Source organism: Intrasporangium sp., from assembly GCF_051961875.1.
Lineage (GTDB): Bacteria > Actinomycetota > Actinomycetes > Actinomycetales > Dermatophilaceae > Intrasporangium_A.
This window is the reverse complement of the sequence record NZ_JBQCCV010000059.1, coordinates 1-12,694: the sequence shown is the minus strand read 5'-3', so window position 1 is coordinate 12,694 and position 12,694 is coordinate 1. Positions and strand designations below refer to the sequence as shown.

At 70.5% G+C, this 12,694-nt stretch carries 8 protein-coding genes and 1 tRNA gene; 2 read left to right on the top strand and 7 right to left on the bottom strand.

The genetic code is table 11. The features are described from left to right. Positions 1-237: 237 nt before the first annotated feature. The 3 genes from ACTHJJ_RS03725 to ACTHJJ_RS03715 form a co-directional block, all read right to left on the bottom strand. Positions 238-1,338 carry an ABC transporter ATP-binding protein gene (locus ACTHJJ_RS03725; protein WP_440301591.1) on the bottom strand — a complete coding sequence of 367 codons (1,101 nt, stop codon included), beginning with the start codon at positions 1,336-1,338 and terminating at the stop codon, positions 238-240. After that, positions 1,335-2,888 (bottom strand): ABC transporter permease, encoded by a 1,554-nt coding sequence (locus ACTHJJ_RS03720; protein WP_440301590.1) that lies wholly within the window; start codon positions 2,886-2,888, stop codon positions 1,335-1,337. Before ACTHJJ_RS03720 ends, ACTHJJ_RS03725 begins: the two co-directional genes overlap by 4 nt. Positions 2,889-3,026: 138 nt before the next feature. Continuing rightward, positions 3,027-4,109, bottom strand: a complete 1,083-nt coding sequence (locus ACTHJJ_RS03715) for an iron ABC transporter substrate-binding protein (RefSeq protein ID WP_440301589.1) — start codon at positions 4,107-4,109, stop codon at positions 3,027-3,029. A gap of 115 nt (positions 4,110-4,224) precedes the next feature. Between ACTHJJ_RS03715 and ACTHJJ_RS03710 the strand changes: the two genes are divergently transcribed. After that, positions 4,225-6,828, top strand: coding sequence for a non-ribosomal peptide synthetase (locus ACTHJJ_RS03710; protein ID WP_440301588.1), 2,604 nt, complete (start codon positions 4,225-4,227; stop codon positions 6,826-6,828). 211 nt (positions 6,829-7,039) lie between these two features. Here ACTHJJ_RS03710 and ACTHJJ_RS03705 read toward each other — a convergent pair whose 3' ends face one another. Next, entirely contained in the window at positions 7,040-8,533 is a 1,494-nt protein-coding gene (locus tag ACTHJJ_RS03705; RefSeq protein WP_440301587.1) for an MFS transporter, read from the bottom strand. Between the two features lie 563 nt (positions 8,534-9,096). Beyond that, positions 9,097-10,788, bottom strand: a complete 1,692-nt coding sequence (gene ggt / locus ACTHJJ_RS03700; protein WP_440301586.1) for a gamma-glutamyltransferase — start codon at positions 10,786-10,788, stop codon at positions 9,097-9,099. A gap of 412 nt (positions 10,789-11,200) precedes the next feature. Between ggt and ACTHJJ_RS03695 the strand changes: the two genes are divergently transcribed. Beyond that, positions 11,201-11,629, top strand: a complete 429-nt coding sequence (locus tag ACTHJJ_RS03695) for a hypothetical protein (RefSeq protein WP_440301585.1) — start codon at positions 11,201-11,203, stop codon at positions 11,627-11,629. A 210-nt stretch (positions 11,630-11,839) separates the two neighbouring features. On the opposite strand, the gene ACTHJJ_RS03690 is transcribed toward ACTHJJ_RS03695, so the two are convergent. Together ACTHJJ_RS03690 and ACTHJJ_RS03685 are read right to left on the bottom strand one after the other, a co-directional pair. After that, positions 11,840-11,916 (bottom strand) — tRNA-Pro (locus tag ACTHJJ_RS03690). 100 nt (positions 11,917-12,016) lie between these two features. Then, positions 12,017-12,694: metallophosphoesterase (locus tag ACTHJJ_RS03685; RefSeq protein WP_440301584.1), on the bottom strand; the 678-nt coding region annotated here is incomplete at its 5' end.

The window sequence follows — 12,694 nt, the reverse complement described above, 5'->3', positions numbered from 1 at the left end:
TTTTTTACTCACTTGCCGCGGTTGTTGCTTTTTTTTTTTTTTAGCGCTCCGTCCTTGTTTTAAATGGTGTTTTTGTGTCGGTTGTGGCCGTGTGCTAACTCGACGGAGTGGTGCTGTGACGGGTGAGGTCGAGCACTCACTCGATGGAGTGGTGCTGTGACGCAGGGGACCAACCGCTCACTCGACGGGAAGGACTGGGAGCGTTGGACTCTCGACGCGGCGCTGGGGGGCGCTGGGTCAGTGAGCCGGCGTGGCGACGGCCGGCTGGGAGTCGCCGTCGGACCAGGGGAAGACCTGCGACTCGCCCTCGACGCTGACCGTCACCCGGCTGCCGACCGCGGGGACGTTGCTGCCGAAGGTGCGCGCGGAGATCGTCGACGGGGACGCGTTCGGGTCGAGCAGGCGCAGCTCGACGAGGGCGTCGTGGCCGAAGTAGGAGGCCTTGGTCACCTCGGCGGCCCCCAGGACCGAGCCCTCGGAGGCTCCGTCGGCGGTGAGGCGCACCTGCTCGGGACGGATCAGCACCTCGCAGCGACCGGCCAGCCCGCACGGGTTTCGGGCGGCGAGGCTGCCGAGGGCGCACTGGACCACGCCGTTCTCGAGCCGGCCGGGCAGGAAGCACGCCTCGCCGAGGAAGGTGGCCGAACGGCGGTCGAGCGGCGTGCTGTAGACCTCGGTCGGGGCGCCGACCTGGGAGAACCGGCCCTCGTGCATGATCGCGACCTGGTCGGCGAAGGACAGGGCCTCGGCCTGGTCGTGCGTCACGAGAACCACAGTGGCCTCGGCATGGGCGAGGGCCGCGGCGACGGCCTCCCGGGTCGAGACCCGCAGCTCCGCGTCGAGGGCCGAGAAGGGCTCGTCGAGCAGCACGACCCGCGGACGGCGGGCGAGGGCCCGCGCCAGAGCGATCCGCTGCTGCTGGCCGCCGGAGAGCTGGTCGGGACGGCGCGAGGCGAGGTCGGGGGAGAGGCCGACGAGCTCGAGCAGCTCGCCCACCCGCCCACGGTCGCGACGCTCCCGGCGCGGCATACCGTAGGTGATGTTGCCGGCGACGTCGAGGTGCGGGAAGAGGTTGCCCTCCTGCGAGACGTAGCCGAGGCCGCGGCGCTCAGGGGCGACCCACTGGCCCTCGCCGACGACGACCTCGTCGCCGAGCCGGACCTCGCCCGAGTCGGGACGCAGGAAGCCGGCGACGACGCGCAGGAGCGTCGACTTGCCGCACCCCGAGGGCCCGAGAACCGCCGTCGTCGTCGCGCTCGGCACGGTGAGGTCGATCCCGTGGAGGACCTCGGTGCTCTGGTGGGAGGCGGTGATTCCGGTGATGGTCAGCGTCGTCACGTCAGCTGGTCCTTGTTCTTGCGGTGGCCCCTGTCGCGGAGCAACAGGATGGTCAGGGGTGCCGAGAGGAGCACCATCGCCGCGGCGTATGGTGCGGCGCCGGCGTAGTCGAGCGATGCGCTCGCGTTCCAGAACGCGGTGGCGAGCGTCTCGGTGCCTGTCGGGGCGAGAAGCAGGGTCGCGGTGAGCTCGGTCGAGACGGCGATGAAGACGAGGGCGAAGCCGGCGAGGGTGCCGCGGAGCGTGAGCGGCAGCTGGACTCGAAGGAAGGTCGCGATCGGCCCCTGGCCGAGGACCCGGGAGGCCTCGCCGAGCTCGGGCGGGGTCTGCGCGATGGCGGCACGGATGGCGACCATGACCCGCGGGATGAAGAGGATGACGTAGGCCACGACGAGGACGGTCGTCGTCTGGTAGAGCGGCCGGACGTACTGGATCGACAGGGTGATGAGCGCGAGGGCGACGACGACGCCGGGCAGGGAGGAGGCGACATACGTGACGCGCTCGACGCCGAGGGCGAACCAGGTGCGGCTGCGCGCCAGCAGCCACGCGACCGGGAATGCCGCAACCGTGGTGATGACGGCCGCCAGGAGCGCGAACCGCAGCGTGCTCCACAGCGTCGGCAGCAGCGAGATCGGCTCCATCGAGTCGGCCGACTTGAGCAGCCACCGCACGATGCTCCAGCCGGGCACGCCGAGGGCAAGAGCCGTCAGCGCCGCGAGGCCGAGCAGGGCGAGGGGCGTCGCCGCTCCCAGCCGGGCGGGAGCCGGCCGGCGCACGGTGCCGGTGCCGACCCGGGCGTGCCGCCGGGTACCGCGCACGAGCAGCTCGATCGTCAGCAGGGTCAGCGCCAGCATGATGAGGACGACCGCAAGGACGCTGCCCGACTTGTTGTCGAAGGCGACCTCGAACTGGTCGAGGATCGCCGTCGTGAAGGTGGGGTACTGCAGCATCGCGAGCGCACCGAACTCGGACAGCAGGTGCAGCCCGACGAGGAGCACGCCGCCGAGGAGGGCCGGCCGGACCTGGGGGAGGCTGACCCGGAGGAAGGCGCGCCACGGGCCGAGGCCGAGCGAGCGGGCTGCCTCCTCGAGGCCCTGGTCCATCGAGCGGAGCACCGCCGCGACCGGCAGGAAGACGAAGGGGAAGTAGGACAGCGACGTCACGAGGACGGCCCCTGCGCGTCCCGAGAGGGCCGGCAGGAACGAGGCCCAGGCGAAGCTGTTGACGAACGCCGGCACTGCGAGCGGGGCGACGAGTGCGACCCGCCAGAAGCCGGCGCCGGGGAGGGTGGTCCGCTCGACCAGCCAGGCGCTGCCCACGCCGAGGATGGCGGTGATCGTGCACGTGAGCACGACGAGCCAGACGGTGTTGCCGAGCAGCTCGCCGACCCGCGGCCGCCAGACGAGCTCGAACGCCTGCCCTGGGCCGCTCTCGAAGGCCTTGAGGACCACGACGACGACCGGGAGCGAGCAGAGCGCCGCGACCGCGAACGCGGCGAGGCGCAGCGGCAGCGACGTCGGCGTGACCCGACCGTCCGGTGCGACGCCCACGGGTGCGCCCTGGGACGTCCCCTGTGGCGCCCCAGCCACCGTTCCACCCGAGGCCGTGTCAGGCGCTCCCGGGTAGGCCGAGGCTGCGGGGGCCGTGGTGGCCTCCTGCGGTGCCGGGGTCCGGGTGGCGCCCATGGGCTAGAGGATTCCCGCCTGGGTCATCAGCGCGATGACCTTGGAGCCGTTGAGCGTGAACGGGTCGATCTTGGGCGCCTCGAGCGTGTCGAGCGGCGGCAGCGCCGGGTCGGACGGCACGCCATTGCCGACGGCGTACTCCTTCGCGTCGCTCGAGGAGAGGACCTGCTGGCCGTCCTTGCTCGTGACGAAGGCGAGGAACTTCTGGGCGTCGTTCGCGTGCTTGCTCGACTTCAGGACCGCGCCGCCGGAGAGGCTGACGAAGGCCCCCGGGTCCTCGTGCTTGAAGTAGTACAGCTTCGTGTTGCCGCTGCTGTCCTTGCCGGCGGCCTGGTCGCGGTACCAGTAGTAGTGGTAGATGATCCCCATCGGGACCTGGCCGGCGTTGACGGCCGTCATCGTCGCGATGTTGTTCTGGTAGATCTTCGCGCTGGACTTGAGCGCGGCGAGCCACTTCGCGGTGGCGTCCTGGCCCTTGAGGTCGAGGATCGCCGAGACGATGGCCTGGAAGTCGGCGCCGCCGGCAGCCGCGCCCCACTTGCCGGCGTACTCGGGCTTCTCGAGATCCATGAGCGACTTCGGCAGGTCGGCCTCGGAGATCTTGCTCGGGTTGTAGACGAGCACCGTCGACCGCGCCGCGATGCCGACCCACTCGTGGGAGGAGGGCACGTACTGGTCGACGACCTGGTTGATCGTCGCCTCGTCCACCTTGGCGAGCAGCCCGGCGTTCTGCACCGTCGTCATCGCGGGCGAGTTCTCGGTGAGGAAGACGTCGGCGGGCGACTTGCTGCCCTCCTGGACGATCTGGGCACCCATCGACGAGTCGTTGCCGTAGCGGATCTGGACCTGGATGCCGGTCTTGTCCTGGAAGGCCTTGGCCCACTCCTCGGTGAGGTTCTTGTGCTGGGCGCTGTAGATCGTCAGCTTGGTGGTGTCGAGCTCACCCTTGGCCTCGAGGCTGCCCCCGCATGCGCTGAGCACGAGCGCCGACGTCGCGACGACGGCGGCCAGGGCGGCGGCTCGGCTTCGGGTCACAGGGGTTCTCCAGGTGCGATCGGGGTAGTCGGAGAGGCGGGCGTGATGCATCTCACGATATAAGCAAGGGTTGCCTTACCTAATTCAGAGTAGCGGACCTCAAGGCCTCGCCGAAATCGAGCAGGCAAGTTGACTTAGGTGTGCCTAACCTTATTGACTGCCCGCCGTGACGTCCATCTCGCCGGCAGCGCCGACGCCCCCGCCGCCCCCCGCGCGCACGCTGCTGCCGTGGGTCGACGGGCTCGCCGAGCACGGCGAGCGGGTCGCGATCGTCACGGGGGACGAGCAGGTCACGTATGCCGCGCTCGCCGCTCGCGTGGAGCGGCTCGCCGGGCGCCTGGCGGGCTCGCGCCGCCTCGTCCTCCTCGAGGGGCGCAACACCCTCGACACCGTGGTCGGCTACCTCGCCGCGCTCGCGGCCGGGCACGTCGTGCTGCTCACCGCGGCGGGTCCGGGCGGGCCCGCGGGACGGCTGACCGCGGCATACGACCCGGACATCGTGCTCGGCCCGAGCGGGACGGTCGAGATCCGGCGCAGCGAGCCACAGCACGAGCTGCACCCCGAGCTCGCGCTCCTGCTCAGCACGAGCGGGTCGACCGGCTCGGCGAAGCTCGTCCGCCTCTCCGCCGAGAACCTCGCGGCGAACGCCGAGCAGATCAGCGAGTATCTCGGCGTCCGCCCGGATGACTGCGCCGCCACGACCCTGCCGCTCACCTACTCCTACGGCCTGTCCGTGCTGCACACGCACCTCGCCCAGGGGGCGGCCGTGCTCCTCACCGAGCTGTCGGTGGTCGACGAGTGCTTCTGGCGACTCTTCGCCGAGGCGGGCGCGACGACCTTCCCCGGCGTGCCACACACGTTCGAGATGCTCGAGCGGAGCGGGTTCGCCGAGCGCGACCTGCCCCGGCTGAGGTACGTGACCCAGGCCGGCGGGCGGATGGACCCGGAGCGCGTGCGGCAGTGGGCCGAGCTCGGGCAGCGGCGCGGCTGGGACCTCTACGTCATGTACGGCCAGACCGAGGCGACGGCGCGGATGGCCTACCTGCCACCGGAGCTCGCCATCGACCACCCCACCGCGGTCGGGGTGCCGGTGCCGGGTGGGTCGATCGAGATCGAGGGCGGCGAGATCGTCTACCGCGGGCCGAACGTCATGCTCGGCTACGCGACGTCGCCGGCCGACCTCGCGCAGGGGCGCACCGTCGACGCGCTGCGGACCGGCGACCTCGGCCGCGTCACCGCCGACGGGCTCGTCGAGGTCGTCGGGCGCAAGGCGCGCTTCGTCAAGGTGCTCGGCCACCGGGTCGACCTGGACGGCCTCGAGTGCGCCCTGCGGAGCGAGGGGTGCGATGTCCGGTGCGCCGGGCGCGACGGCTGCGTCATCGTGTCGGCGTGCGGACTTGGGGCAGCGCCGGCGCGAGAGGCGTTGCGCCGCAAAGTGCTTCGCGCCTCAGGTGTCCCTCGGGGGGCGGTCTCGGTGGTCGCCGTCGACGAGCACCCGACCCTGCCGACCGGGAAGCCCGACTACGCAGGGGTCGTCCGCCTGGCCGGCGCGCCGGCCGAGGGGCCACCGAGCGCCAGCGGCCCGCTCCCCGTCGCCGCCCTGTATGCCGCCCTCCTGCACCGCCGGGACGTGGGCCCCGACTCGACGTTCACCTCCCTCGGGGGCGACTCGCTCTCCTATGTCGAGGTGTCGATCCGGCTGGAGGACCTGCTCGGGCAGCTGCCCCCGAGCTGGCACGTGACTCCGGTGGCCGAGCTGGAGCGCCTGCGCGAGTCGCGCGCCACCCCGTCGCCCTCCCCGTCGAGTGAGCGCTCCCTGCGGCGCGTCCCAGTGCGGTGGCGCTCGATGGAGACGAGCGTCTGGCTGCGCGCACTCGCGATCCTGCTCATCGTGGGCACCCACGCGGATCTCTTTGCGCTGCAAGGGACGGCGAACGCCCTGCTGGTCATCGCAGGCTACCAGCTCGTGCGATTCCAGCTCTCGGAGCCGGACCGGCGGGCGCGGGTGCGGCGGATCGTCCGGAGCGCCTGGAGGGTCGTCGTCCCGAGTCTCGTGGTCATCTGGGGCGCGCATTTCCTCAGCGGGTTGTACGAGCCTCGCAACCTCTTCCTGGGCAACTGGATCTTCGGTGAGGAGCGACTGGGGCGGCCGTGGCGCTTCTGGTTCATCGAGGCGTTGGTCGTCGCGCTGCTCGTGGCCGCGGCGCTGTGTGCGGTGCCTGCCTTCCACCGGGCCGAGAGGCGATGGCCGCTCGGGGTCCCGCTCACCCTGACCGTCGCCGCGTTCGTCCTGTTCCGGCTGCCGATCCTCGACCTGCCGGTCCCGCGGATGCACGGCTCGGCCCTCGTCGTCCTCTACCTCTTCCTGCTCGGCTGGAGCCTCGCGCGGGCCGTGACGCGACGGCAGCGCTGGGTCCTGACGGCGGTCGTGGTGGCCTCGATCGGGACCTTCTCGTTCAACCCGGCCCGCGACGGCCTGACGATCGCCTTCGTCCTGCTCATGCTCTGGCGGCCGGTCACGCCGGTGCCGGCGACCCTCGTCACGGCCATCCAGGTTCTCGCCGCCGCCTCCCTCTACATCTACGTCGCCCACTGGCAGGCGCTCGAGGTGCTCCGCGGCCTCGGCGTCCCGCCGTTGACCTTCGTCGGCGCGACGGCCTTCGGTCTGGCGTACTGGTGGGTCTGGACGCACCTCGGATCCGTGGGGCGCCGGGTCTCGGCGCGCTTCCGCTCGTCCGCCCTGTCCGATAGGTCGTATGTCGCTGAGTGAGCTTGCGCGCGTCAGGTCGCTCAGCGGCATACCCATTTCTGAAAATCGTTTGTGAACCCCGGCGACCCGCCGGACACTCGACGGCGGGGAGACTCGGGAGCGATGGGGACGGACGAATGGGCTATTGGGGCGGATGCGGTCCGCGACGTGCCACGGCACGGCGACGGCACCCGATCACGGGACGAGGGTCTGGGCGAGGCGCGCTCGGGGGTCAGCGCGCGGCATGCCGTCGCGACGCGAACACGTCGACGAGCGCGGCGACCAAGGCGACGACCACGAGGATGACAGTGACCCGGACGGCGAGGCCAGTCGCGGCGGCGAAGTCGCCATGCCCGCTGGCGAGCCGGGCGAAGAACACCGAGCCGATGAGGGCGATGCCCGCGGCCGTCCCGATGCGCTGACCGGTCTGCAGCACGCCGCCCGCCGTGCCGGCCTGGGACACGGGGACCTCCGACACTGTGAGGGTCACGTTGGGTGAGATGACCAGGCCGCTCCCGAGACCGGCGAGCAGCAGGGGAGGCTCGATCCACCAGCTCGGATCGTGCCCCCGGAGGGTGATGACGAGATCGGTGAGGATCAGCCCGACGATGACGACAAGCAGTCCGAGGGCGACGAGCGGCCGGCCGTACTGCGTGACGAGTCGCCCGCCGACACCCGCGGCGACGGCCGACCCGAGGGCGAAGGGCGTGACGGCGAGCCCGGCCATGAGGGCCGTGTAGCCCAGGCCGAGCTGGAGATAGAGCGTGAGGATGAAGAAGATGCTCGTGAAGCCGGAGAAGTAGAGCAGGCCGATGACGTTGCCGGCGGTGTAGCTCTCCATCCGGAACAGGCGCAGGTCGATCAGTGGGGCGCCCCCGTGGTCGGCATGGTGACGCTCCCACCAGATGAAGAGGACGAGCAGCACGGCGCCGGCGAGCAGCAGCCACCACTTGCCGGCGCCCGGCCACTGCCGTTCCTGGACGAGGGGGAGCAGGACCGCGAAGACCGCCAGGCCGAGCAGGGCGACGCCGAGGGGGTCGAGGTCCTCCCGGTGGCGCTCGCCGCTCGGACGCGGATGGACGAAGCGGAAGGTGAGCAGGATGCACGCGATGCCGACCGGCAGGTTGACGAAGAAGATCCAGCGCCAGCCGGTGTCGGTGCCGAGCAACTTGATGATGGCCCCGCCGAGGAGCGGGCCGATGGCCGTCGAGACCCCGATGGTGGCGCCGAGCAGACCGAAGGCCTTGCCGCGCTCGGCGCCGCGGAACAGCTCCTGGATGAGGCCGTTGATCTGCGGGTTGAGCAGGCCGCCGCCGATGCCCTGAACGAGGCGGGCGACGACGAGTGCGAGGGCCGTCGGCGCCAGACCGGCGGCCAGGCTGCTGAGGGTGAAGACCGCCACCCCGACCACGAACATCGTCCGTCTGCCGCGCGCGTCCCCGAGCCGGCCGGACGGCACCAGCACCAGCCCGAAGGTCAGGGCGTAGCCCGACAGGATCCACTGGAGGTCGCTCGTGCTCGCCTGCAGTCCCGAGCTGATCGAGGGCAGGGCGACGTTGACGATGCTGACGTCCATCAGCGTCATGAACCCGGCGACGAGGCAGACGCTGAGGGCCCGCCACCGTGCCGGGTCCTGACCCTCGGACGCAGCGCTCGTCCGGGCGGGTGAGCCACGGCGATGTCCCCGGTCTGCGTGCACGTCGCTCGATGCTGAGGGATCCGTCATCAGCGGACGCTACCCATGGAAGTTGAGCCCAATCTGACCGGCGGCGGGCTGGCCCGCAGGGAAGGGCCCCACCCGGTCACCGCCGGATGGGGCCCGTGGGCGGGATCCCAGAAGCCCGCCCGGAGGCGCGATGGGGCCCGTCGTGGTCACCGGGTCAAGGGTGAGGCCGGGATCCCGGGCGGGTGGAGACACCTGGCGGGAGCGGCGCTGCCTGCTCGGGGGAAAAAGCGGCGCGCTCGCTTCTCGGGTGCGGTGTCGTCACGCGGGTCCTGGCCGGTCCACCGGCTCGCTCATCGCGCACGGCCGCATCGTTACGGTGGGTGCGGCCGGGTCCGGTTTCGTCGAGAGGTCATCCGCAGCACCCTTTCTCAACTAGGAAATCGGACATTTCGACCATACGTATCGGGTCCCGACCTGAAAAGGGTTCTTTACCGAACCTTGAACAGATCCTGAGGTCGCGCTGAGGTGGCGGCGCGGGTCCACGGACAGCACTCACGCACTGCGCCCGTGGCGGGAGCAGTGCGGGAGGTGCGACTCGTGAGTGGCGAGTCAGACGGGCTGGTTCACGGCGTGGGCTGCACCACCATGGCCGAGCCGCCACCGCGACGGACCGGCTCGGCGGCCGCCTCGAACCTGCCCTGCCCGAGACTGTGGATCGCGGTCACGGCGCCGATCTCGCCGGCGTCGGACAGCGCGTGCCCGAGCGCCCCGAGGCGCGCTGCGGCCGGGCTCGCGAGGAACGCCGGCTCGGCGCCCTCCGACGAGCCGTTGCGCGAGGACAGGCGAGGCGCAGCGATGGCATCCACAAGCGACAGGTCGCGGTCGAGGTAGCCGAGGACGGTCTGCGACACGGACGTGATGATTGTCGCGCCGCCGGGCGAGCCAACGGAGAGGAACGGCGCGCCGTCCTTCATGAGGATCGTCGGGCTCATCGAGGACCGCGGCCGCTTGCCCGGACCGGGCAGGTTGGGGTCGGGCACGCCCGGGGTCAGCGGGGTGAAGTTGAAGTCGGTCAGCTCGTTGTTGAGCAGGAAGCCCCAGCCCGGCACGGTGATGCCCGAGCCGCCGGTCTGCTCGATCGTCAGGGTGTACGAGGCGACGTTGCCCCAGCGGTCGGTCGCCGTCAGGTGCGTGGTCGAGTGGCCCTCGTAGGGCTCGGGCTGCGCCGTTGTACCGGGTGTGCATGACGTGTAGCTGCCGTCGGGCGAGCCGAACGGGATCGGGCGCGGCTGGGCCCGAGTCGGGTCGAAGGAGCAGGCCCGCTCGGCGGCGAACTTGGGGTTGATCAGCTCGGACACGGGCACGTTCGGCACGTCGCCGACGTAGCGGTTGCGGTCGGCGAACGCCGTCGCCGAGGCCTCGGAGAACCGGTGCAGGTAGTCGACGTCGGACACCTGCGAGGTGGCCTTGCCGGTGCGGTCCTCGTAGGCCTTCATGAGGTTGAGGATCTCGGCCACGGCGATGCCGCCCGAGCTCGGCACCGGCATGCCATAGACGTCGAGGCCCTTGTACTGCGAGTGGATCGGTGCCTTCGTCAGGGCTTGGTAGGCGGCGAGGTCACGCATCGTCATCTGCCCGCCCATGACGCTGACGCCGGGGGCGGTGTGCGGAGCGTTCGACTCTCGGACGATGGCCTCGCCGAGCCGCCCGCGGTAGAGCACGTCGACGCCCTGCATGCGCAGCGTCCGGTAGGCCTTGGCCATGTCGGGGTTGGTGAACACCGACCCGACAGCCGGGGCCTGGCCGTCGCGGAGGAAGATGCGCGCCGTCTCGGGGAACTTCGAGAATCGCGCTGCGTTCTGGGCTGTCTGGTCGTGGAAGGTCTGGTCGACGACGAAGCCCTTCGCCGCGAGGCGCTCGGCGGGCTTGAGGGCCTCGTTGAACGACAGCGTGCCGTGGTCGCGCAGCGCCTTGGCCCAGAGCGCCGGCGTGCCGGGGATGCCCACGGACAGTCCGGAGTTGACGACCGTGTTGAAGTCCATCGCCGAGCCGTCCGGCTTGCGGAAGGTGTTCTCGGTGAACGTCGCCGGCGCGGTCTCGCGCCCGTCGATGGTGCTGACCTTCTTCGCGCGGGCGTCGTAGTAGACGAGGAAGCCGCCACCGCCGATGCCGGCGCTGTACGGCTCGGTGACGCCCAGGGCGGCGGCCGTGGCCACGGCCGCGTCGGCCGCGGTTCCGCCGCGGGCGGGGCCGTCGATGCCGACCTGCGAGGCGTCGCGGTCGACGGAGCTGACGGCACCGCCAGACCCCGTCATGACGGGGGCCTTCGGCAGCGGCGTGGGCCGGCCATGCCAGCCACGATCGGAGGAGGTCGTGCTCTGGGTGGAGGGAGACGCCGAGGGCTGAGCGCCCGCCTGCGGGGCGAGCAGGGCGAGCGGGAGGCCCGCGCTGACACCTGCCACGACCCAACGTCTGGTGCTTCGTGTCTGTCGGCTCATCTTTTGGACCGTACCCGCGCGGAAAGCACCTGTCGCGTTGAGAATCCGCGGCACGAGCGAGGCCGGAGCCGTCACTCCGAGGCATCGGGCGGGCCCCTCGACCGGACCCGAAAATGGACAACGGACCCACGTTTCGTAGGTCCGTTTGTCGCCGATGTCGTGCGATATGACACGGTCGGGGTCACAGGAAGTCGAGTGTCACGTGCCTACCAGAGAGGGGCCAGTCAACGTGGACGCCTATCAGGGGAAGCGTGGGGGCAAGGCGTTTGCGCGATCTCTTGTTGGATTCGCGCTTGTGGACTATGCAACAGGAATCGCGATTGACGCCCTGTATGTGCCGCCAAAGGGCCTCGTGGACTTTCTGTATGATGTGCTTTCCCTGTTGATCGCTGGATCTTTAGGAATTGGGCCCTTGGCGGTGGTTTCTTCGGGCCTCTGGCTCCTGCTCAAAGGTCCCATCCCTTCACCAGCATGGTTGGGCGCTGCGGTTGGGGTGGGCAGCGGGGCTTTCATCCTGATGTGGACAAACTTCGTCCTGGGTAGCTTCCCAGCACCGCAACCGTCGCAGGTGCTCGGCGTTGGGCTTGGTATTGCAAGTGGCGCATACGCGGCCTGGATGGCATTGCGCGCGAAGGCATCTGCCAAGTCAGTGAAATAGCACGCAGGAAACTTGGTCAGGAGTTGCGCCAGCCCTGGCACGATCATGCGCTCGTCTTCGATCCGGCCAGTGCCCCAGACCGGAGCGACGGCCATGGATGGGCTGTTCGGGAAGGGCGATGCGGAGCAATGGTCACTCAGTTGGTCACTCAGCGACGGCGAAGGCCCTTCACCCGATGTGGGTAAAGGGCCTCTAACCTGCTATTTCGATTGGTCGGGGTGACAGGATTTGAACCTGCGACCTCTTCGTCCCGAACGAAGCGCGCTACCAAGCTGCGCCACACCCCGGTGCCGCCGGCCCGTACGGGTGGCAGCAAGGAGAGATGCTAGCGCAGCCTGCGCTCCATCTCCGAATCGACCCCGGTGGAGGGACGCCCACGTCGGGTCTTCAGCACAGCGGGACCCACCGGGTTAACGATGTGCTGAAGACCGGACGCCCGCAGCCGGCGGCGACGAGCGTCATCAGGGTCGCCTCGGGGCGGCACGCGAGACGCACGGGCGCCGTGGGCGACGTCCCGAGACCGGCCGACACGTGCAACCAGGCCGCATCCTCAGGCGCCGACGACGAAGGCAGCACCGGCGCACCCCGACCGTGCCCCGCGCCGACCCACCACCGCGACAGGCCCTTGGCCCGGCTCGTGTCGACGTCGCAGTTGGTCACGAGCGCCCCATAGCCGGGCAGGCAGACCTGGCCGCCGTGCGTGTGCCCAGCGATCACGAGGCGGGCCCCATCCGCCGCGAACGCGTCCAGCACCCGCTGGTATGGCGCGTGCGTGACCCCGATCGTCACCGCCGCCTCGGGGGAAGCCGGGCCTCTCACCACGTCGAGCCGGTCATACCGCAGGTGCGGGTCGTCCACCCCGACGAAGTCGATCCGCATCCCCTGCAGTCGCAGCGACGCCCTCCGGTTCGTCTGGTTCAGCCCGCCGCGTCCCTCCAGCCCGGACACGAGCGACTCCACCGGCAGTCGCGTCGCCGGCGCCCGGCCCCGGACCGGCCCCCGGTGCCAGAGGTACTTCAGCGGGTTCTTGATGGACGGACCGAAGTAGTCGTTCGACCCGAGCAC

Bases quoted from the DNA above. Each gene is read 5' to 3' on its own strand.
- ggt (WP_440301586.1), bottom strand. From the start codon at position 10,788: ATGACGGGGTCTGGCGGTGCCGTCAGCTCCGTCGACCGCGACGCCTCG.
- ACTHJJ_RS03705 (WP_440301587.1), bottom strand. From the start codon at position 8,533: ATGACGGATCCCTCAGCATCGAGCGACGTGCACGCAGACCGGGGACAT.
- ACTHJJ_RS03715 (WP_440301589.1), bottom strand. From the start codon at position 4,109: ATGCATCACGCCCGCCTCTCCGACTACCCCGATCGCACCTGGAGAACC.